The following is a 22,222-nucleotide window of genomic DNA, read 5'->3' as shown; positions in this document are numbered from 1 at the left end:
GGGGTCATGTTTCAGATTGAAATGGTACGGACGTGCCGAAATACTCGGCGGTAGCTGCTGTGGCGGGGGGAAACGTGAGGCTTTCCTCATGATTTTGTGCGATCGTGGCTCGCAACAGGCCCGAAGGGCTGCCGGATACGTGTGCGTGCCGTCGGTGGGCGGAATGCCAGGAGAAGGAAGTCGAGCGTCTTGACGATCAACGAGAGCGCCGAGCTCGGAACAGGATCCGGGCAGGTCTTGGGTGCCCGGGTGTCGCTGCTGGAACAGCTGCGCAACGGAGTGGGATACGCGCTGGCGTTCGGTGGGCAGGGCGCGCAGTGGCTCGCGGAGCTCGAGGAGATCGGTCGTGACAGTGCGCTCGAGCCCGAGCTGACCGCGCTGGTCCGCGAGGCCGCGACGCTGATCGAGCCGGTCGCCGCGCAGTTGCTGGTGGTGCGTCCCAGCGGCTTCGATCCGATGGGCTGGGTGCTGGAGAGCGAGCTGGACGAGCCGGAGGAGCCGTCCTCGGCGCCCGCGGCCGCGGTGTTGCGCTCGGCGGCGGTCTCCATGCCGGGCGTGCTGCTCACCCAGCTCGCGGCGGCGCGCGCGCTGCGGCTGCAGGGGCTGGACCCGGCCGAGAACGCGCCGGTCGCGGTGATCGGGCACTCGCAGGGGTTGTTCGCGGCCGCGGCGGTCGAGGCGGGCGGGGCGCGCGATGCCGAGCTGCTGGCGATCGCCCAGCTGGTCGGCGCGGCTGCGGGGCTCGTGGCGCGCCGGCGCGGGTTGATGCCGGTCGGTGAGCGCTCGCCCATGGTCGCGGTGTCGAATGTCGATCCCGAGGAACTGCGCGCGATCGTCGCCGAGGTCGCCGAGGGTGTCGACCCCGCGATCGCGGCGGTGCTCTCCATTCGTAACGGGCGTCGACGGGTGGTGCTCTCGGGCGCGCCCGCGCAGCTCGACCGGGTGCGGGCGCGTTGCGCGCAGCGCGCCGAGGAGCAGACCCGCGAGCGCGAGGCGAAGGTGCGCGGTGGGGCCGTGTTCGCGCCGGTTTTCGAGGACGTGCCGGTCGACGTCGCCTTCCATCACCCGGCGCTGGCCGAGACCGTCGACCTGGTCGCGGGCTGGGCCCGGCAGTGCGAGCTCGACGCCGAGTTCGCCGCCGCGCTGGCCCAGCAGGTGCTCGTCGACCCGATCGACTGGGTCGGCACCGTCGACGCCGTCGTCGCGGCGGGCGCGCGCTGGATTCTGGAACTGGGCCCCGGCGATCTGCTCTCCCGGGTGACCGGCGGTTCGCTCAAGGGCACCGGCGTCGGCGTGATCGCCGCCGCCACCCGCCCCGGTCAGCGCAGCCTGCTCACCCCGGGTGCCGCGCCGGAATCCGCCACCCCGTGGTCGGCGTTCGCGCCGAAGCCGGTGCGCCTGCCCAACGGCCGGGTGGTCGTGGAGACCGCGTTCACCAGGCTCACCGGGCGTTCGCCGATCCTGCTGGCGGGCATGACCCCGACCACCGTCGACGCGAAGATCGTCGCCGCGGCGGCCAATGCGGGGCACTGGGCCGAGCTGGCCGGTGGCGGCCAGGTCACCGAGCAGATCTTCGCCGCCCGGATGACCGAGCTGCGCAAGCTGCTGCAGCCGGGCCGGGCGGTGCAGTTCAACTCGCTGTTCCTCGATCCGTATCTGTGGAAGCTGCAGCTGGGCGGCAAGCGCCTGGTGCAGAAGGCGCGGGCGGCGGGCGCACCGCTGGACGGCGTGATCGTCACCGCGGGCATCCCCGAACTCGACGAGGCCGTCGCGCTGATCGGTGAGCTGGGCGAGGCGGGCATCAGCCATGTCGCGTTCAAGCCGGGCACCGTCGCCCAGATCCGTGCGGTGCTGCGCATCGCCGACGCGGTGCCGGACTACCCGGTGATCATGCACATCGAAGGCGGCAAGGCCGGCGGGCACCACTCCTGGGAAGATCTCGACGACCTGCTGCTGGCCACCTACGCCGAGCTGCGTGAACACACCAATGTGGTGGTCTGCGTGGGCGGCGGCATCGGCACGCCCGAGCGCGCCACCGACTATCTCACCGGCACCTGGGCCACCCGGCACGGCTACCCGGCGATGCCGCTGGACGGCGTGCTCGTCGGCACCGCCGCCATGGCGACGCTCGAGGCGACCACCGCCCCCGAGGTGAAGCAGCTGCTCGTCGACACCCCCGGCACGCCGGAGTGGGTGGGCGCGGGCACCGCGCGCGGCGGGATGGCCTCGGGCCGCAGCCAGCTCGGCGCCGACATCCACGAGATCGACAACGCCGCCTCGCGCACCGGCCGCCTGCTCGACGAGGTCGCCGGCGACGCCGAGGCCGTGGCGCGGCGCCGCGCGGAGATCATCGCCGCGCTCGACGCCACCGCCAAGCCGTACTTCGGTGACGTGGCCACCATGACCTACCAGCAGTGGCTGGAACGCTATGTCTCGCTGGCGGTGTCGAGCGAGGTGCCGATCTCCTTCGACTGCGGCAGCGACATCGGCGAGGCCCTGCTCGACGCCACCCGCTCGGACTGGCTCGACATCAGCTGGCGCGATCGTTTCGCGGAGATGATGCGCCGCACCGAATCCCGGCTGCACCCGGCCGACAGTGGCGAGATCGAGACCCTCTTCGCCGACGACGCGGACTTCGACCACCCGGTGCAGGCGCTGTGCGCGCTCGAGAAGCAGTACCCGGCGGTCGCCGAGACCGTGCTGCACCCGGCGGATGTGCCGTTCTTCGTGGCGCTGTGCAAGACGCCGGGCAAGCCGGTGAACTTCGTGCCGGTGGTCGACGCCGACGTGCGGCGCTGGTGGCGTTCGGATTCGCTGTGGCAGGCCCACGATCCGCGCTACTCGGCCGATCAGGTGTGCATCATCCCGGGCACCGTCGCGGTCGCGGGCATCACCCGCGTCGACGAGCCGGTGGGTGAGCTGCTCGACCGCTTCGAGCGCGACACCGCGCAGGCGCTGGTCGCCGAGGGGCAGACCCCGGCGCCGGTCGACGCGCGTCGCGTGGCGGGTGTGGTGGCGGGCCCGATCGACACCGTGCTGGCCGCGCCCGACGTGCAGTGGGCCGGGCGCACCACCGTCAACCCGGTGCACCGCCTCGGTGACCTGGCCGAATGGGTCGTGGAGCAGGGGAGCGCGGTGCATCCGCGCACCGGCGCGACGCTGACCGAAACCACCGGGCCCGAAACCGAATTCAGCTATGTCGAGCTGTCGGTGCCGCTTGCCCGCCCGACCGGTCAGGGCTCGGAGGCGGCAGCTCGCGTAACCACGCAGAGCCCCCGATCGGGCGAAGTCGGACAGAGCCGTGACGCGGTGACCATCCGGATCACCGTGCCGGTGAGTGTGTACTCCGGTGGCGCGCCCGTGATCACCGAGGCCGATGCCGAAGCCGCCATGTCGGCGCTGCTCGGGGTGGCCGCCGGGCAGGCGCTGCCCGAGGTGAAAGCCGGTGCGGCGCACCTGAACCTGGCCTGGACGCCGGATCTGGTGGCCGACCACGCGGGCGTCACCGGTTCGGGGCTGCCCGCCACGCTGAGCACCCTCGGCCGCACCGCGCCCGATGTGCTCGTCGGCGCCTGCTGGCCCGCGGTGTTCGCGGTGCTCGGCGCGGCCCGCACGCCCGCCGGTGGCTCGGCGATCGAGGGCATGCTCGACCTGGTGCACCTGGATCATCAGATCGAGCTGCTGAACGAACTGCCCTCCGAGACCAGCATTCTCGTGGTGCGGGCCGAGGGCGGCGAGGTGGTCGACACCGATATGGGCCGCGTGGTCGAGGTGGCCGTGTCGGTCGGGCTCATCCTGGATCAGGGGCTCGAGCCCACGCCGCTGGCCCGGCTGGTCGAGCGGTTCGCGATTCGGGGACGCAACGGCGCGGGCGAGCTCACCGATCCGCCGCGCGCGGCCGGTGCGGTCTCCGACGCGGCCACCGACACCCCGCGTCGCCGTCGTCGCGACGTCACCATGGCGGCCCCGCGCGCCATGCACGCCTTCGCCGCCGTCTCCGGCGACCACAACCCGATCCACACCTCCGAGGCCGCCGCCAAGCTGGCCGGGCTCGGCAGCCCGATCGTGCACGGCATGTGGCTCTCGGCCGCCGCCCAGCACGCGGTGGTCGCGGTGGATCCCGAAAGCTCCGTTCCCGCACGCACTCTCACCGCCTGGACCACCCGGTTCCTTGGCATGGTCCGTCCCGGCGCGACCGTGGACGTGCGGGTGGAGCGGATCGCGGTGGACGCGGGCAGCGAGATCGTGGAGGTCTCCTGCCGCGTCGACGGTGACCTGGTCATGACCGCGACCGGGCGCACCGCCGCCCCGAAGACCGTCTACGCCTTCCCGGGCCAAGGCATCCAGCGCAAGGGGATGGGTCTGGACGCGCTGACCCGCTCGAAGGCGGCCAAGAAGGTCTGGGAGCGCGCCGACGCGCACACCCGCGCGGCCCTCGGGTTCTCGATCCTGGCGGTGGTGCGCGACAACCCGACCTACCTCAAGGCCCGCGGCGTCGAGCACCGGCACCCGGACGGCGTGCTGCACCTGACCCAGTTCACCCAGGTCGCCATGGCGACCCTCGGTGTTGCCCAGGTCGCCGAGCTGCGTGAGGCGGGTGCCTTCGTCGAGGGCGCCATGCTGGCCGGGCACTCGGTCGGTGAGTACAACGCGCTCGCCGCCGTGGCCGGGGTGCTGCCCCTGGAAGCCGTGCTCGAGGTGGTGTTCCAGCGTGGTTCGGCCATGCACGAACTGGTCCCGCGCGACGCGCAGGGCCGCAGCGACTACCGGATGGCCGCCATCCGGCCCTCGCAGATCGGGCTGCCCGACGCCGAGGTGATCGACTTCGTCGCCGAGGTCGGGCGGACCGCAGGGGAGTTCCTCGAGGTGGTGAACCTGAACCTGCGCGGCTCGCAGTACGCCATCGCGGGCACGGTCGCCGGGCTCGAGGCGCTGGAAGCCGAGATCGACCGGCGCCGCGAGGAATTCGGTGGCAAGCGCGCGTTCATCCTGGTGCCCGGCATCGACGTGCCGTTCCACTCCTCGGTGCTGCGCGACGGTGTCCCGGAGTTCCGGCACAAGCTCGAGCAGCTGCTGCCGACCGAGATCGACCCGCAGGTGCTGGTCGGGCGCTACATCCCGAACCTGGTGCCGCGCCCGTTCTCGCTCACCCGCGAATTCCTCACCGAGATCGCCGAACTCGTGCCCTCGGAGCCGCTGGCCGCCGTGCTGGCCGACTTCGACAGCTGGGCCCGGCGCGGCGCCGAACTGTGCCGGGTGGTGCTGATCGAGCTGCTGGCCTGGCAGTTCGCCAGCCCGGTGCGCTGGATCGAGACCCAGGACCTGCTCTTCGGCGACCCCGCGCACGGCGGGCTCGGCGTGGAGCGGTTCGTCGAGATCGGTCTCGGCGCCACCCCGACCGTGGCGAACCTGGCCTCGCAGACGCTGAAGCTGCCCGCGTTCGGGGCGGCGACGGTCGAGGTGGTCAATGTCGAGCGCGACGCCGCGGTCGTCTACGCCACCGACACCGATCCCGCGCCGGTCGAGGAGATCGAGGAGACACCGGCCGCCGAGGCGGCGCCTGCCGCGGCTCCGGTCGCCGCGGCCGCCCCGGTCGCCACCGGCGGGCCGCGTCCCGACGACATCGCCTTCACCGCCGCCGATGCCACCCGCGTGCTCATCGCGCTGTGGACCAAGCTGCGGCTGGACCAGATCGGCCCGGTCGACACCATCGAGGGCCTCTGCGACGGTGTGTCCTCGCGGCGCAATCAGCTGCTCGTCGACCTCGGCGCGGAGCTGTCGCTGGGCGCCATCGACGGTGCCGCCGACGCCGACATGGGCGCGCTCGCGGGCACCGTCGAACGCCTGGCCCGCACCTACAAGCCCTTCGGCACCGTGCTCACCGACGCGATCGGCGATCACCTGCGCAAGGTCTTCGGACCCTCCGGCAAGCGGCCCGCCGCCATCGCCGACCGGGTCAAGAAGACCTGGGAACTGGGCGACGGCTGGGCCAGCCACGTCACCGCCGAGGTCTCGCTCGGCACCCGCGAGGGCGCCAGCGTGCGCGGCGGCGACCTGGGCGGACTCGCCGGTGGCGCGCTGAGCGACGCCGCTTCCGTCGACGCCGCCATCGACGCGGCCGTGCAGGCCGTGGCCGCCCGGCGCGGGGTCGCGGTCTCGCTGCCCGCCGCCGGTGGTGGCGCCGGTGGCACCGTCGACGCGGCCGCGCTCGGCGAGTTCACCGAGCAGATCACCGGACGCGACGGCGTGCTCGCCACCGCGGCCAGGGTCGTGCTCGAACAGCTCGGGCTCAGCGAGCAGGTCAGCGCGCCGGAGGCCACCCCCGACACCCTCGTCGACCTGGTCTCGGCCGAACTCGGCACCGACTGGCCGCGACTGGTCGCGCCCGCGTTCGACGCCCGCAAGGCCGTGCTCATCGACGACCGCTGGGCCACCGCGCGCGAGGACCTGGCGAACCTGTGGCTCGGTGACGACGCCACCACCGCCGAACTGCCGATCACCGGTTACGTCGGCGCGGGCGAAGCCGTGGCCGCGCAGGCCGGCTGGTGGCGTCAGCGGGCGATGCACGAGGCCCGCTCGGTGCTGGCCGGGGTCTACGGTCAGATCGCCGAGGCCGCGCTCGACACCTCCGAGCCGGGCCTGTGGTCCGGCGACGTCGCCGTGATCACCGGAGCCAGCAAGGGTTCCATCGCGGCCGCGGTCACCGGCAAGCTGCTCGCCGGCGGCGCGACCGTGGTGGTCACCACCTCGCGCCTGGACGACGAGCGCCTGCGCTTCTACCGCTCGCTCTACCGCGGCAACGCCCGCCACGGTGCGGCGCTGTGGGTGGTCCCGGCGAACATGGCCTCCTATGCCGACCTCGACGCGCTGATCGACTGGATCGGCACCGAGCAGGTCGACACCGCGGGCGGCGCCAAGATCAAGACCAAGGACGCGATGACCCCGACGCTGCTGCTGCCGTTCGCGGCACCGCGCGTCGCCGGTGACCTCAACGACGCGGGCGCCCGCGCCGAGATGGAGATGCGCGTGCTGCTCTGGTCGGTGGAACGGCTGATCGGTGGCCTCTCGGCCCTCGGCGCCGACCACGACGTGGACGCGAAACTGCATGTGGTGCTGCCGGGTTCGCCCAACCGCGGCCTGTTCGGCGGCGACGGCGCCTACGGCGAGTCCAAGGCCGCGCTCGACGCGGTGGTCACCAAGTGGCGGGCCGAGAAGTCCTGGGCCGACCGGGTGACCCTGGTGCACGCGCTGATCGGCTGGGTGCGCGGCACCGGGCTGATGGGCCACAACGACCCCATGGTCGAAGCCGTGGAGAAGGCCGGGGTGCACACCTGGTCGACCACCGAGATGGCCGCCGAACTGCTCAAGTGGTGCACCTCGCGGGCCCGTCAGGTGACCGCCGCCGGGCCGCAGCAGATCGACCTCACCGGTGGACTGGCCCGGGTCAAGCTGGACCTGCCCGCGCTGGCCAAGCAGGCCCAGGAGGCCGCGTCGGCGAGCGAGGAGGAGGCGGCCACCGCCGCCACCATCGCCGCGCTGCCCGCGCCGCCGACCCTGAGTTCGGCGCTGCCGGTGCCGGAATGGGGTGAGGTGACCGCCGAGCTCAGCGAGATGGTCGTCATCGTCGGCGCGGCCGAACTCGGCCCGTACGGCTCCTCGCGGACCCGCTTCGAGATGGAGGTCGAGGACAAGCTCTCGGCCGCCGGTGTGCTCGAACTGGCCTGGACCACCGGGCTGATCCGCTGGGAGAACGACCCGAAGCCGGGCTGGTACGACACCGAATCCGGTGATCTCGTGCCCGAGGCCGAGCTGGCCGAGCGCTACCACGACACCGTCGTCGAACGCTGCGGTGTGCGCCGCTACGAAGACGACGGCGCCATGCTCGACAACGCGGCCCCGCTGCTCACCTCGGTCTTCCTCGATCAGGACCTGCGCTTCACCGTCGCCAACGAGGCCGAGGCCCGCGCCTTCCACAGCGCCGACCCCGAGCACACCGTGATCACCCCCGTCGCCGATTCCGGCGACTGGACCGTGACGCGCAAGGCGGGCACCGAGATCCGCGTGCCGCGCAAGGCGAAGCTGTCGCGGGTGGTCGGCGGGCAGATCCCGACCGGCTGGGACCCGACCATCTGGGGTGTCTCGGCCGACATGGCCGCCTCGGTGGACCGGGTGGCGCTGTGGAACATCGTCTGCACCGTGGACGCGTTCGTCGGCGCCGGATTCAGCCCCGAGGAACTGATGAGCTGGGTGCACCCCAGCCTGGTGGCCAACACCCAGGGCACCGGCATGGGTGGCATGTCCTCGATGCGCTCGCTCTACGTCGACAACCTGCTCGGCGAGCCGCGCCCGAACGACATCCTGCAGGAGGCGCTGCCCAACGTGGCGCTGGCGCACGTGGTGCAGTCCTACGTGGGCAGCTACGGCGCCATGGTGCACCCGGTCGCGGCGTGCGCCACGGCGGCGGTGTCGGTGGAGGAGGCCGTCGACAAGATCCGGCTCGGCAAGGCCGAGGTCGTGGTCGCCGGTGGGTACGACGATCTGGGCATCGAGGGCATCGTCGGCTTCGGTGACATGTCGGCCACCGCCGACTCGGCGGCCATGCGCGCCAAGGGCATCAGCGACCGGTACTTCTCCCGCGCCAACGACCGCCGCCGCGGCGGGTTCGTGGAGTCGCAGGGTGGCGGCACCGTGCTGCTGGCCCGCGGTGACGTGGCGGTGGAGATGGGCCTGCCGGTGCTCGGCGTGCTCGCCTTCGCGCAGTCCTTCGCCGACGGCGTGCACACCTCCATCCCGGCACCGGGACTGGGCGCGCTGGGCGCGGGTCGTGGCGGCCGGGAATCGCGGCTGGCGGCCGAACTGCGCAAGCTCGGGGTGAGCCCCGACGACATCGCGGTGATCTCCAAGCACGACACCTCCACCGCCGCCAACGATCCCAACGAGTCCGAGCTGCACGAACGGCTCGCGGGCGCGCTGGGCCGCAGCGAGGGCGCACCGCTGTTCGTGGTCTCGCAGAAGAGCCTCACCGGCCACGCCAAGGGCGGTGCGGCGGCCTTCCAGCTCATCGGCCTGTGCCAGGTGCTGGAAAACGGTGTGGTGCCGCCGAACCGGAGCCTGGACTGCGTCGACGAGAAGATGCAGGCCTACCCGCACCTGGTGTGGGCGCGCGAGCCGCTGCGCTTCGGCGAGAAGTTCGCGCTCAAGGCCGGTCTGGTGACCTCGCTGGGCTTCGGGCACGTCTCCGGGCTGCTCGCGGTGGTGCATCCGCAGGCGTTCCTGGGCGCCATCGCCCCGGCGGCGCGGGCGGAGTACCAGGAGCGGGCGCAGGCGCGTCAGCTCGCCGGACGGCAGCGCTTCGCCGAGGCGATGTGCGGTGGCGCGGCGCTCTACGAGCGGCCCGCGGATCGCCGCCTCGGCGCGGAAGGCACTCCGGCCCAGCAGATCCGGCAGCGCGAGGCCGACATGCTGCTCGCGGCGCAGGCCCGCCTCGACGAGGAAGGTGTGTACCGGGTCGGTTCGGCTCCGCAGCCCAGCGAAGCGCCGTAGGCTGCCGCTTCGTGACGATTCTCGGAATCGGTTTGGACTTGGTGACCATCTCCGAGTTCGCCGAGCAGCTGCAACGGTCGGGCACGACGATGCTCAGGGAGAGCTTCACCGCCGGTGAACGCCGCTACTGCCAGAGCAAACAGACCGACCCGGCCCGCAGCTTCGCCGCACGCTGGGCCGCGAAGGAGGCGGTGCTCAAAGCCTGGGCATCGTCTCGCTTCGCGCGCAGCCCGCAGATCGGGGACAACCCCTATCCGCTGATCGAGGTCGTCAACGACGCCTGGGGCAGGCCGAGCATCAAACTGCACGGCCTGGCCGCGGAATTCCTGCCTCGCGCGCGGGTGCACCTGTCGCTGACCCACGACGGCGACACCGCGGCCGCCATGGTGGTCCTGGAAGACCCGGGCGAACTCGCCGATCTGATCGAGGGCCGGGAAACGACCCGCTAGCCATCGCGCACCGTCACTCCGTGGCGGTGCGCGATTCCTTTTCGGCCACCAGCAGATAGGCGACCATGAGCCGCTTGAGTTCGGCGACGGCGTCGGCATTGGACTGTTCGTCCTGGACCGAGAAGTTCAGCATCGAGTAGACGACGTGCACCAGCACCTCGGCCATCATGGTGCGCCGGGCGCGCGGGGTGCGCGGGGTCAGCGGCCGCAGCATCTGCGAGACCACCTCGGCGAATTCCTTCTCGTGCAGCGCGCCGGTGGCCCGGGTCGACGGGGTCGACTGCATCGCCAGCCACACCTCGCGCCGCGAGGGATCGGTGGTCCACAGGTTGGCCAGGTGATCGACGAACTGGTTCATGTGGCGCAGCCAGTCCAGCGAGGGCACCTCGCCGTGGAAGTCGGCCAGCTCCCGCGACACCGCGACCAGGTCCTGGCGGTTGAGCTCGCAGACGATCACGTACTTGTTGGCGAAGAACTGGTAGAGGGTGCCGATCGGCACCTCGGCGCGCTGGGCGACCTCTTCACAGGTGAACGACTCGAAACCCACCTCGACCAGCAGTTCCCGTGAGGACTGCAACAGCGCGTCGAACTTGCGCTTGCTGCGCTCCTGGGTCGGCCGCTTGCGCGGCATCAGCTCCTGGGGGTCGTCCTGCAATTCCAGCGCAGGGTCCGGACGGCTCTGCTTGGACCGGGCCCGCGCGTGTACTTCCACTCATCCAGGCTAGCGGTACCTCGACGTTCCCGACACGCGCATACCGACAGCGTGTCAACAACGGGTCGGCGATCGGGTGATATTCCACCCATCCGGCCCGTGACCGGTGACGAATCATCAGATGAGCGTGCGTGCATCCGCGCGGGCCCTGTGCGGCCCCGGTCCGCACCGATTCACACAGTTTCGCAGGGGAAGGCAAGACTTGTGGCAGCAGGATCTGTGGTAACCCTCGGCGTCAGCACCGAGCGAGGAGCCGTGCACGCGGTCGCGTTCGCGGAATCCGGTGGCACCCTCACCGATCGGATGGTGTTGCGCCGCACCATGCGTGCCGGTGGCGACGGCAAGGCGGAGGTGGCCGCGGCGGTGCACACCGCGCTCGACGCGCTCGCCGCCGAACTCGACGACGACTGCGAGATCGCCGGAGCGGCAGTGAGTTACCGCGACGCGGCCGAGCGGCGCGCGATCGTCACCCGGCTGGCGACCAGCGACTGGAACACCGCCTCGCTGGTCTCGGCGAAATCGGCGCACCTGTTCGTGGCCGGCGCGATGACCTGGCTCGACGAGTTCGACAATCTGCTGGTCTACGAGGCGGTGCCCGGCTACCAGGCCATGACCCTGGTCGACCCCGGCCGCCACCGGGTGCTCGCCGCCTACGCGCAGACCGGCGCGCCCACGCCCGATGCCCTGCGCGCGGGCGTGTCCGCGGCCTGGGACCAGTTCGACGCCGCCTCGGTGAAGCCCGGCGCGGTGGTGCTGGTCGGCTCCTCGGCCGACGCGCCCGCGGTGCGCGAGGCGGTCGCAGGGTTCGGGGTGCCGGTGCTGCCGTGTCGGCTGGCACCGTTCGCGCCGGCCGCGGGAGCGGCGCTGGTGGCACTCGGTGACGCCACCGAGGTGCCGGTCGCGGTCGCGCCGCGGTCCAAGCGGGGGACCGCGCTGGTCGCGGCGGCCGCGAGCGTGCTGGCCGGTGGACTCGTCGCGGGCGGGTCCTACGCGGTGATGAACACCGGGCCGACCGCGGTGGACAACACCGCGGTGTCCTCGGAGCCCGGCGCCGCCCCGGCGGGTCCGGTAGCGCCGAAGGCCGCCGACATCCAGCAGACCGTCGACGCCGGATCGGCGGAGACCGGCGCGGTACCGCAGGCTCCGGAGCTGTCCGACACCTCGCAGTACGAGACGGTGTCGCCGAACCCGCAGCTGGTCGACCCCGCCGAGTTCCCGCTCGACTATCCCACCCAGCTCTACGGTGACGCGCCGCAGGAGGACCCGCTGCCGCTCGAGCCCGCGGCGCCGCTGGTGCCGCAGATCCCGGCCGCCGCGCCGACCGTGCCCGGCACCGGTATCCCGATGAGCATGCAGCCCGCGCAGTCCGTCACCCCGGAGGGACCACAGTCCCAGTCCGCCGACTGAACACACCGAGGGCCCGCGACGATCGCGGACCCTCGCTGCGTCAGGCGCGGGTACGGCGGCGGAACAGCGCACCGGCGCCGAGATATCCGGCCAGGGCGATGCCCGCGCACCAGAGCACGGCGAGCAGGGCGCTGTCGCCGATCGGCGTGCCCATGAGCAGCCCGCGCATGGTCTCGATCACCGGTGTCACCGGCTGGTTCTCGGCGAACCCGTGCAGCCAGGTCGGCATCGACTCGGTGGGTACGAACGCGCTGCTCACGTAGGGCAGGAACATGAACACGAAGGTGAAACCGTTGGCCGCCTCCGGATTCCGCGCGAGCAGGCCGAGCGCGGCCGCCAGCCAGGACAGCGCGAAGATGAACAGGGCGAGCAGCCCGACAACCCCGAGCCAGCGCAGCGGATCGGCGGTCGGCCGGAAGCCGATCAGCATCGCCACCCCGATCACGAGCCCCGAGGTGATCAGATTGCGCAGCACGCTCTCGACGACGTGCCCGGTGAGCACCGCCGAGCGGGCGATGGCCATGGCCCGGAACCGGTCGATGATGCCTTCGGCGAGGTCGGTGGACAGCGCGACGGCCGTGGTGGACGCGCCGAAACCCGCGCACAGCAGGATGATTCCGGGCACCACGTAGTCGACGTAGGCGCCGCGGCCCATGCTCATCGCACCGCCGAAGACGTAGATGAACATGAGCAGGATGATCACCGGCAGCGCGACGGTCATGATCATCATGTCGGGGCTGCGCAGGGTGTGCCGGATATTGCGGTCGAGCATCGTGGCGGAGTCTTGCAGGGCGTTCATGCGGCGGCCGCCGATCGGGGCTGACCGGTCAGGGCGAAGAAGACGTCGTCGAGGTCGGGGGTGTGCACGGTCAGCTGTTCGACGGCGATGCCGAGTTCGGCGAAGCGGTCGAGCAGGTGTTTCATCTGCGCGGCGCTGCCGTCGGAGGGCACCTGGAGGGTCAGCTGGTCGGGGTCGGCGTGGCCGCCCACCGCGACCGACGCCGCGGCGGTGAGCACCCGTGGGTCGGCGAAGCGCAGGCGCAGGTGTCCGCCGGGGACCAGCCGCTTGAGTTCCTCGGCGGTGCCGTCGGCGACGATGCGTCCGCCGTCGAGCACGGCGATCCGGTCGGCGAGCTGGTCGGCCTCCTCCAGGTACTGGGTGGTGAGGAAGATCGTCGTGCCGCTCGCGGCGAGTTCGCGGATCGAGGTCCACAGGTCGCGGCGGCTGCGCGGGTCGAGCCCGGTGGTCGGCTCGTCCAGGAAGACCATGCGCGGGCGGCCCAGCAGGCTCATCGCGAGATCGAGGCGGCGGCGCATTCCGCCGGAATAGGTGTTGACGGGCCGGTCCGCGGCGTCGGTGAGGTCGAAGCGGTCGAGCAGATCGGCGGTGCGGCGCCGGATCTCGGACCTGTCCAGATGCAGGAGCCTGCCGACGAGCCGCAGATTTTCGGTACCGGTGAGGACACCGTCGACGGCGGCGTACTGGCCGGTGACGCCGATCAGCCGCCGGACCTCGTCGGCCTCGGTGACCGCGTCGTGCCCGAAGACGTCGATCTGCCCGCTGCCGGGCTGGATCAGGGTGGCCAGGATGCGGACCAGGGTCGTCTTGCCCGCGCCGTTCGGGCCGAGCAGGGAGAAGACGGTGCCCGCGGCGACGGTCAGGTCCAGATCGTCGAGGACGACGTGATCACCGTAGGACTTGCGCAACCCGCTGATGGTGAGGGCGGGGACGGGATGGGAGGGCATGAGGTTCTCCGATCGAGAAACTGTTTATGTGATAAACGTAGTTTATAGAGTAAGCAGTTGATGAGCGCAAGGGTGGCCACCGCTAGAGTCGAGGCGAGCGGAGGAGGTAGGAGTCGATGACGACGTCCGGCGACACGGCGTTACCCAAGGCGGTCGAGCTGATGTGGGGGCTCGGGCAGTCCGGCGCGCGCGGCCCCCGCCGCGGCCTCACCCTCGATCAGATCCTGGACGCGGCCGTCGAGGTGGCCGACGCGGAGGGGTTCGCGGCGCTGTCGATGGGCCGGGTCGCCAAGCAGCTCGGCTTCACCGCCATGTCGCTGTATCGCTATGTCGACAGCAAGAACACACTGATCGATCTGCTGATGGACCGGATGGTCGGGCAGCCGCCCGTCATCGCGCCGGGGACGTCGTGGCGGGCGGGGCTCGAGCAGTGGGCGCTGGCCGAATTCGACCGGATCGGGCGGCATCCGTGGTGGATGGACATCCCGATGTACCGGCCGCCGATGGGCCCCAACAATATGGCCTGGCTCGAGACCGCGCTGGGCGTGCTGGCCGGGGCGGCGGTGCCGATGCCGGTGAAGTTGCAGCTGGTGATGAACGTGTCGATGTTCGTGGTCAGCAAGCGGCGGTTCCTGCGCGACCTGGAGGTGGACGAGGGCGACGACTACGCCACGGTGATGGCCAGGGTGCTCGACCCGCAGCGCTTCCCGTCGGTCTCGGCCGCCCTCGCCACCGCCGCGTTCGATGACGACGACGACATCGATTGGGAGCGGGCCGATTTCGAATTCGGTCTGGCCCGCTTGCTCGATGGTTACGAGGTGTACATCGCCGGATTCGGCGACTGACTACACCGACAGGTCGCGGCGCAGTTTCGCGACGTGGCCGGTGGCGCGCACGTTGTACTGGGCCACCTCGATGACGCCCTTCTCGTCGACCAGGAAGGTCGAGCGGATGACGCCGGTGACGGTCTTGCCGTACATCGTCTTCTCGCCGAACGCGCCCCATTCCTTGAGCACGTCGCGCTCGGGGTCCGACAGCAGCGGGAAGGTCAGGCCCTCGGCGTCGCGGAACTTGGCCAGCTTGGCGGGCTTGTCGGGGGAGATACCGACGACGTCGATGCCCGCGCCGCCGAGCTCGGCGAGGTTGTCGCGGAAGTCGCAGGCCTGCTTGGTGCAGCCAGGAGTACTGGCGGCCGGGTAGAAGTAGACGATCACCTTGCGGCCGCGATAGTCCGACAGCGACACGTCCTTGCCGTCGGCGTCGGGCAGCGTGAAATCGGGGGCGGGGTCTCCGGGGGAGAGGCGATGGTTGTCGGTCACCACCGCACGGTATCCGACCGGCCCGGTCGGGGGCATGGATAGACTCGTCGGCGAGCAGCAGACATTTACCTGGAGGTGACGGTGGCCAAGGACGACACCGACCGGATCGAGCGCGAGATCGAGATCGCGCGCGCCCGGTTGGCGACCACACTCGACGAACTGGCGGTGCGCGCCGATCCGCAGCGGATCGCGGACGACACCAAAGCGATGGTGGTCGCCAAGTTCAACGAGCCCAAGGTCAAATACACAGTGATCGGCGCGGGCGCCCTCGTGGCGGGCCTGCTCCTGATCAAGATCTTCCGCCGCTGAGAAACAAGCGGTAACAAGAAAGAACACCCGATGCGGCACTTAGCCACATCGGGTGTTCTTCGTAATGGCGACCCCCACGGGTTTTCGGCCGCCTCGCTCCCGAGGGGCGAGACGTAACGGCGAAGCCGGAGTATCGCCCCTCGGGAGTGAGGCCCAAGGGGCCGAAAACCTCGAGGCGCCAGCCTCAAAAAATTACTGCGTGGGGCAGGCCAGGCCGTCGCCGTCCGGGTCCAGGTGCGGGGAGTAGCCCGCCTCGCCGCGGAACAGGGGGGCGCGTCCGGCGGCGATGGCGTCGTCGCAGCTGCGGAAGGCGCCGCCGGCCGAGCCGGACTGGACCAGGTTGGCCGAGCCGGTGGCACCGAGCAGGGAGTCGAAGCTGGAAGAGCCGGTGCCCGCGGAGCCCGACACCACGTCGGCGTTGGCGACGGGGGTGACGAGCAGGCCGAGGCCTACGGCGGCGAGGCTGACAGTGAGCCGGCGAACGTTCATGAATTCCTCTATGTCTGCTGCGGTTCGGATGTGGGCCCGGACACGTGCGATGGCGGGCGGCCCCGTCAACAATCGTGACGGGGCCGCCCGTTGTCAACCGCGCCGCTGCACCCGATCGCCGCGACCAGCGGTCGGTTATTCGCCCAAGCGCCGACCGGTGAGATGTTCGGCCGGGACGGTGCCCATGCGACCGGCCTGGAAGTCCTCCATGGCCTGGATGATCTCTTCCTTGGTGTTCATGACGAACGGGCCGTACTGGACCACCGGTTCCCGCAGCGGAGTCCCGCCCAGCAGCAGTACTTCCAGATCGCCGGTGGTGGTGTGCTGTTCGGTGTCGGCGGTGAGGCTGATCACGTCACCGGCGCCGAAGACCACGAGCTGTCCCGGACCGATCGGCCTGCGGTCGGCGCCGACCGTGCCGCTGCCCGCGAGCACGTACGCCATGGCCGTGAAGTGTTGCGGCCACGGGGTTTCCAGCTGGGCGCCGGGGCTGATCGAGGCGTGCGCGTAGGCGATGGGGGTCTGGGTGGAGCCGGGGCCGGTGAAGCCGCCGAGCTCGCCCGCGATGATGCGGACCAGCGCGCCGCCGTCGTGCGAGCTCACCAGCGTCAGCTCGCCCGCTCGCAGGTCCTGGTAGCGCGGGGTGGCGAACTTCTTGGCGCGGGGCAGGTTCACCCACAGCTGGATGCCGTGGAAGGTGCCGCCGGAGATGACGAGTTTCTCGTCGGGCAGTTCGTCGTGCAGCATGCCGGAACCGGCGGTCATCCACTGGGTGTCGCCCTCGCCGATGACGCCACCGCCGCCCTGCGAGTCGTGGTGGACCATGATGCCGTCGAGCATGTAGGTCACCGTCTCGAAGCCGCGGTGCGGATGCCAGGGCGCGCCCTTGGCCTCGTAGGGCTCGTAGGCGACCGGGCCCATCTGGTCGAGCAGGATGAACGGGTCGGCCGAGCGCAGATCCACACTCGGGAACGGGCGGGTGACCTCGAAGCCCGCGCCTTCCTGCTGGCGGTGCGCGCTGGTGATGCGGCGCACGGGCCGCTGGGTCTCGGTGACGTCCGGGCGGGGGAGCCGGGGCAGCACCATGATGTCGTCGACGGTGACAGCTGGCATGGGGAACGCCTCCTGAAGTGAATCCACGGTAGCTTGGTTTCCATGTCAACCTTACGCACTCTAGGATAATTCCCGTGACGAGATGGCTCTCCGAGGCGGAGCAACAGACCTGGCAGGCGTTCATCAAGATGCGCCAGCGCCTGGACGGGGCGCTCAGCGCGGGACTGAGCGAACACGGCCTGTCGATGGCCGATTACGAACTCATGGTGCCGCTCTCGGCCGCGCCGAACGGCTGCCTGCGCGCCAAGGAACTGGTCGCCGAGGTGCGCTGGGACAAGTCCCGGCTGTCCAAGCAGCTGGCCAGGATGGCCGCGCGCGGGCTGGTCGACCGGACGCCCGCCGCCGACGACGCGCGCGGCGTGGTCGTCTCGCTGACCGAACACGGCCGGGAGGTGCTGCGCCGGGCCGCGCCCGAGCACGTGGAGCTGGTGCGGGACCTGTTCGTGGACAAGCTGACCGAGCAGGAGAGCGCGGCGCTGCGCTCGTTGTCGGCGAAGGTGATCGCGGCGGCGGACCGGACCTGTTCGCCAGGTTAACGAGTCCGGGGGCGGCGGCGATGCACAGACGTCGGGGTTCGAGCGTTCGGACGAAGGGGCGGCCATGCGGATCGGCGGAACACAGGTCTTGATCGGCGCGGCGTGTGCCCTGGTGCTGACCGGGTGCGCGGAATCGAAACCGCTGGACTATCCGGGGTCGACCTTCCTGCCGAGCACGTCATCGGCTGCGGGCCCGACCGGTGGTCGCACGCCCGCCCCGGACATCACGGCGCCGACCGGTGGGGGTACTCCGGCCCCGGCGCCGACCGGTGGCGGTACCCCTGCCGCACCCGCACCGACCGGTGGCGGCACGCCGGCTCCGATGCCCGCCCCGGGGCCCGCCACGGCGGTCGTCACGCTGGTCGCCGTCGATGCCGCCGGTCAGCCGCGCGACGGCTTCACGCTGTCCAGTCCCGATCCGGTGAGCACTCTGAGCTGCGTCGATGCTGTCCCCAGCCGTTCGGCGACCACCGCGGGTATCTACCACTGCGGCCCGTCGGCGGCTTCGGCCGATGTCTGCTGGCCGACCCCGGACAAGGCCGCCCTGCTCTGCGGTTCGGACCCCTGGGAGCGCACGTTGCGCAAGTACACCGTCGACCCGCCACTGGCCCCGATCGGCCGCACCGAATCCCCCGAACCCTGGGCACTCGAACTCGCCGACGGCCGCCAGTGCCGCATCCGCGTCGGCGGCGCCTGGGGCGGCCGCTCCGACGGACTGGTCGGCGCCTACTCCTGCTCCGGCGGCCACGACGTCGTCCTGCAACCGTCGAACGCCGACACCGCCGTCGACACCTCCTCGCCCACCTGGAAAGTAGCGGTCGGCCCCCTCGGCTCGGGCAACCCCGACTTCCCGCCCCCGGCGAGTATCGAGGTCCGCACCGCCTACTTCGCCGCCGCGAGCTGAACGACCGGGGGCGACCTGTCTCGCGCAGTGCTGGTCACCCTCGGCCGGTGATCCGGCGCTCGCCGCCAGGCCCGCCCAGGGGCCGTGTAGCCCACTCCGGGGCGGCGGAGCTCGTCACCTCGCCTGTGGTGCCCGGCGGAATGAGGGCCCGCGGAGGTCGGCGGTGCCGCCAGGCCAACGGTGCTGGGAGACACTGCGATACGGCTCAATGGTGCTTGCGGCTCGCGGGGATGAGCTGACGCGCGTAGGCGATCGCGGCGCCGGTGTCGGGGAAGACGCTGTCCTCGCCGCCCGAGGGCAGCGCGCCCATCGCGGTCAGGCGGCGGTGGTGGTCTGGGCGCAGGCCGGAGAACAGGACCGTGATGTGGCGGTGTTCGAGTTTGCGGACGGCGCCGGTGAGGACCAGGGCGCCGGTGGTGTCGAGTGCGGTGATGCGCGACATCCGCAGGATCACCACCCGCACGTCGGTGACCTCGGCCAATTCCAGCAGGAAGCGGTGGGCGGCGGCGAAGAACAGCGGGCCGTCGATGCGGTAGGCGACGATGTGGTCGCGCAGCAGCGCGTGTTCCTCGCCGAGATGATCGGACTCGTCGAGCGGGACCTGGTGCAGCCGGGCTTCTTTCGCGACCGCGCGTACCGCGAGGACCAGGGCGAAGCCGATCCCGATCACCACGGCGGTGACCAGGTCGAAGGCGACGGTGACCACGAAGGTGATCCCCATGACCACCGCGTCCCCACGCGAGGCCCGCGCGATGGCGGCCAGGGACGCGGTCTCCACCATGCGCACTGTGGTCGCGAGCAGGACACCGGCCAGCGCTGCGATCGGGATGTGGGCCACCAGGCCCGCCGCGCCGTAGACGATCCCGGCCAGGATCGCCGCGTGGGTGAGTGCCGCCAGCGGCGTGCGCGCGCCGGAGCGCACATTCACCGCGGTCCGGGCGATGGCACCGGTCGCGGGCACGCCACCGAACAGCGGCGCCGCGATATTGGCCAGGCCCTGCCCGAACAGTTCGCGATCGGGATCGTGGCGGGTGCCCACCGCCATGGCGTCGGCGGCGGTCGCCGAGAGCAGCGACTCCAGCGCGGCCAGCGCGGCGACGGCGAGCGCGGGCAGCAGCAGCGCGGTCAGTTCGTCGAGGCGCAGGAATTCCAGCGAGGGCGCGGGCAACCCGGCCGGGATCGTGCCGATCCGGGCGAGATCCAGGTGGAACACACCCGCGCACACCGTCGCCAGCACCACCGTGACCAGGGCGAACGGCAGCTTCGGCAGGTACCGGCCGCCGACCAGGATCACCAGGGCCACCGCGAGCGCGGTCACCGGCGCGGTGGCGTGCGGATCGGCGAGGAAGCGGCGCACCGCGTCGAAGGCCGACTGCCAGACCTTCTCGCCCTCGGCCCCGGACACCCCCAGCGCGCCGGGGAACTGCTGCAGCGCGATCACCACCGCGATCCCCGCGGTGAACCCCTCGATCACCGGGGCGGGCATGAACCGCACCGCCCGGCCGACCCCGGCGAAGGCCAGACCGACCAGCAGCACCCCGGCCATCAAACCCACGGTCAGCACGCCGGACGCGCCGTGCTCGGCCACGATCGGCACCAGCACCACGGTCATCGCGCCGGTCGGTCCGGAGACCTGGAAGCGCGAGCCACCGAAGACCGCGGCCAGCGCACCGGCCACGATCGCCGTCGCCAGCCCGGCGGCGGCGCCGAGCCCGGAACTGATGCCGAATCCCAGCGCCAGCGGCAGAGCCACCAGCGCCACGATCAGCCCCGACATCAGATCCGAGCCCGGTGCCCGGAAGGCGGGCTGCCATGCCGACCAGGTCGGCAGCAGGGCCCGCATGGTCAGCGGTTGCCGAGCAGACGCAACTTCAGCGCGGCGAGCTGCTCGCGCAGCTGGTCGGGTAGCCGGTTGCCGCCGATACCGGCGAACCATTCGTCGATGGAGCGGGTCTCGGCGACCCATTCCTCGGTGTCGACGGCCAGGGCCCGCTCGACCAGGGCACGATCGGTCTCGTTCAGCCCGGACAGGTCCAGGGCCTCGGCGGTGGGGACGTAGCCGATCGGCGTCCACCGCGCCTCGGCGCCGCCGTCGAGACGTTCGAGCGCCCACTTCAGCACGCGGACGTTGTCGCCGAAGCCGGGCCACAGGAAGGTGCCCTCGGCATCGCGCCGGAACCAGTTGACCTGGAAGATCTTCGGCAGCTTCGCCGGATCGGCGGCCGCGCCCAGCTTCAGCCAGTGCGCGAAGTAGTCGCCGACGTGATAGCCGAGGAACGGCAGCATCGCCATCGGATCGCGGCGCACCACCCCGACCGCGCCCGCCGCCGCGGCGGTGGTCTCCGAGGACAGCACCGAGGCCGTGAACACCCCGTGTGCCCAGTCGAAGGTCTCGGCGACCAGCGGCACCGTGCTCGCCCGGCGACCGCCGAAGAAGATCGCCGAGATCGGCACCCCGGTCGGGTCGTTCCACTCCGGCGCCACCGAGGGGCACTGCTCGATCGGGGTGCAGTAGCGCGAATTCGGATGCGCCGCCGGTGTTTCCGATGCGGGGGTCCAGTCGTTGCCGCGCCAGTCGGTCAGATGTGCGGGCGGCTGCTTCGTCAGGCCCTCCCACCAGACGTCGCCCTGGTCGGTGAGCGCGGTGTTGGTGAAGATCGAATTGCCGCGGTCGATGGTGGCGATCGCGTTGGGATTGGTGCGCTCGCCGGTGCCCGGCGCGACGCCGAAGAAACCGGCCTCGGGGTTCACCGCGTAGAGCCTGCCGTCGGCGCCGAAACGCAGCCAGGCGATGTCGTCACCGATGGTCTCGGCCCGCCAGCCGGGCAGCGCCGGTTCCAGCATGGCCAGGTTGGTCTTGCCGCACGAGGACGGGAACGCCGCCGCCACATAGTGCGTCTTGCCCTGCGGCGAGGTCAGTTTCAGGATGAGCATGTGCTCGGCCAGCCAGCCCTCGTCGCGGCCGAGAACCGAGGCGATGCGCAGCGCGAAGCACTTCTTGCCCAGCAGCGCGTTGCCGCCGTAGCCGGACCCGTAGCTCCAGATGGTGCGCGATTCGGGGAAGTGCGCGATGTATTTGGTGTGGTCGCACGGCCACGGCACATCGGCCTGCCCCGCGGCCAGCGGAGCGCCGACCGAGTGCAGGCACCGCACGAATTCGGTGTCGCCGCCGAGCTTTTCCCAGACCGGCGTGCCCGAGCGGGTCATGATCTGCATCGAGACGGCCACGTACGCCGAGTCGGTGATCTGCACGCCGAACTTCGGTTCGGCGGCGTCGAGTGGGCCCATGCAGAACGCGATCACGTACATGGTGCGGCCGGTCATGGCGCCGCGGTAGTGCTCGGTGAGCACGGTGCGCATGTCGACGGGGTCGACCCAGTTGTTGGTGGGGCCCGCGTCGGCGGGGTCTTCGGAGCAGATGAAGGTGCGGTCCTCGACGCGGGCGACGTCCTCGGGATCGGAGACGCACCAGAAGGAGTTGGGCTTGGCGTCGAGGCGCACGAAGGTGCCCTTGTCGACGAGTTCGGTGGTCAGGCGATCCCACTCGGCGGGGGACCCGTCGCACCAGACCACCCGGTCGGGCGTGGTCAGCGCGGCGATCTCGTCGACCCAGCGCAGGACGGCCGGATGCGCGGTGGGGACCGTCGCAGGCACGGAGCTCGCGGTCACGATTGTTCTCCTTCTCACCTTGCTAG

The 22,222-nt window shown here is 71.3% G+C and carries 15 protein-coding genes; 7 read left to right on the top strand and 8 right to left on the bottom strand.

Annotation, left to right across the window (positions count from 1 at the left end; all coding sequences use genetic code 11):
• Positions 1-189 precede the first annotated feature (189 nt).
• The gene (locus ACFC06_RS26015) at positions 190-9,543 is read left to right on the top strand and encodes a fatty acid synthase subunit beta domain-containing protein (RefSeq protein ID WP_375936942.1); all 9,354 of its coding nucleotides are present in this window, start codon (positions 190-192) and stop codon (positions 9,541-9,543) included.
• An 11-nt stretch (positions 9,544-9,554) separates the two neighbouring features.
• Positions 9,555-9,992 (top strand): holo-ACP synthase, encoded by a 438-nt coding sequence (locus tag ACFC06_RS26010; protein WP_189032848.1) that lies wholly within the window; start codon positions 9,555-9,557, stop codon positions 9,990-9,992.
• 13 nt (positions 9,993-10,005) lie between these two features.
• Here the strand turns inward: ACFC06_RS26010 and ACFC06_RS26005 are convergent, their stop codons facing one another.
• Positions 10,006-10,623, bottom strand: a complete 618-nt coding sequence (locus tag ACFC06_RS26005) for a TetR family transcriptional regulator (protein ID WP_375937330.1) — start codon at positions 10,621-10,623, stop codon at positions 10,006-10,008.
• 285 nt (positions 10,624-10,908) lie between these two features.
• Between ACFC06_RS26005 and ACFC06_RS26000 the strand changes: the two genes are divergently transcribed.
• A complete protein-coding gene (locus ACFC06_RS26000) occupies positions 10,909-12,111 on the top strand; it encodes a hypothetical protein (RefSeq protein WP_375936938.1) in 1,203 nt (400 codons plus the stop codon).
• Positions 12,112-12,151: 40 nt separating this feature from the next.
• On the opposite strand, the gene ACFC06_RS25995 is transcribed toward ACFC06_RS26000, so the two are convergent.
• Together ACFC06_RS25995 and ACFC06_RS25990 are read right to left on the bottom strand one after the other, a co-directional pair.
• Positions 12,152-12,910, bottom strand: a complete 759-nt coding sequence (locus tag ACFC06_RS25995; RefSeq protein ID WP_375936935.1) for an ABC transporter permease — start codon at positions 12,908-12,910, stop codon at positions 12,152-12,154.
• On the bottom strand, positions 12,907-13,857 hold the full coding sequence (locus ACFC06_RS25990) for an ATP-binding cassette domain-containing protein (RefSeq protein ID WP_375936932.1): 951 nt from the start codon (positions 13,855-13,857) through the stop codon (positions 12,907-12,909). The genes ACFC06_RS25995 and ACFC06_RS25990 overlap by 4 nt, the downstream gene beginning before the upstream one ends.
• Before the next feature lie 116 nt (positions 13,858-13,973).
• On the opposite strand from ACFC06_RS25990, the gene ACFC06_RS25985 reads away from it, so the two are divergent.
• Complete coding sequence (locus ACFC06_RS25985) at positions 13,974-14,702, top strand: TetR/AcrR family transcriptional regulator (protein ID WP_375936929.1); 729 nt, start codon at positions 13,974-13,976, stop codon at positions 14,700-14,702.
• Here ACFC06_RS25985 and bcp read toward each other — a convergent pair whose 3' ends face one another.
• Entirely contained in the window at positions 14,703-15,176 is a 474-nt protein-coding gene (bcp, locus tag ACFC06_RS25980) for a thioredoxin-dependent thiol peroxidase (RefSeq protein ID WP_375936926.1), read from the bottom strand.
• A gap of 75 nt (positions 15,177-15,251) precedes the next feature.
• Here bcp and ACFC06_RS25975 point away from each other — a divergent pair, with 75 nt between their 5' ends.
• Positions 15,252-15,485, top strand: a complete 234-nt coding sequence (locus ACFC06_RS25975) for a DUF3618 domain-containing protein (protein WP_375936923.1) — start codon at positions 15,252-15,254, stop codon at positions 15,483-15,485.
• A gap of 192 nt (positions 15,486-15,677) precedes the next feature.
• Here ACFC06_RS25975 and ACFC06_RS25970 read toward each other — a convergent pair whose 3' ends face one another.
• A complete protein-coding gene (locus ACFC06_RS25970) occupies positions 15,678-15,974 on the bottom strand; it encodes an excalibur calcium-binding domain-containing protein (protein ID WP_278262985.1) in 297 nt (98 codons plus the stop codon).
• Between the two features lie 135 nt (positions 15,975-16,109).
• The gene (locus tag ACFC06_RS25965) at positions 16,110-17,087 is read right to left on the bottom strand and encodes a pirin family protein (protein ID WP_375936920.1); all 978 of its coding nucleotides are present in this window, start codon (positions 17,085-17,087) and stop codon (positions 16,110-16,112) included.
• Between the two features lie 74 nt (positions 17,088-17,161).
• On the opposite strand from ACFC06_RS25965, the gene ACFC06_RS25960 reads away from it, so the two are divergent.
• Both ACFC06_RS25960 and ACFC06_RS25955 read left to right on the top strand, forming a co-directional pair.
• Entirely contained in the window at positions 17,162-17,623 is a 462-nt protein-coding gene (locus ACFC06_RS25960) for a MarR family winged helix-turn-helix transcriptional regulator (RefSeq protein WP_375936917.1), read from the top strand.
• Between the two features lie 64 nt (positions 17,624-17,687).
• Positions 17,688-18,527 carry a hypothetical protein gene (locus ACFC06_RS25955; protein ID WP_375936914.1) on the top strand — a complete coding sequence of 280 codons (840 nt, stop codon included), beginning with the start codon at positions 17,688-17,690 and terminating at the stop codon, positions 18,525-18,527.
• Positions 18,528-18,732: 205 nt separating this feature from the next.
• Here ACFC06_RS25955 and ACFC06_RS25950 read toward each other — a convergent pair whose 3' ends face one another.
• Positions 18,733-20,370: a SulP family inorganic anion transporter gene (locus tag ACFC06_RS25950; protein WP_375936911.1), complete on the bottom strand. Its 1,638-nt coding sequence runs from the start codon at positions 20,368-20,370 to the stop codon at positions 18,733-18,735.
• Positions 20,371-20,372: 2 nt separating this feature from the next.
• Positions 20,373-22,196, bottom strand: coding sequence for a phosphoenolpyruvate carboxykinase (GTP) (locus tag ACFC06_RS25945; protein ID WP_375936908.1), 1,824 nt, complete (start codon positions 22,194-22,196; stop codon positions 20,373-20,375).
• Positions 22,197-22,222: the final 26 nt, after the last annotated feature.

This window comes from Nocardia sp. NPDC056064 (assembly GCF_042266925.1).
GTDB lineage: Bacteria > Actinomycetota > Actinomycetes > Mycobacteriales > Mycobacteriaceae > Nocardia.
This window is presented reverse-complemented; position numbering and strand designations above follow the sequence as displayed.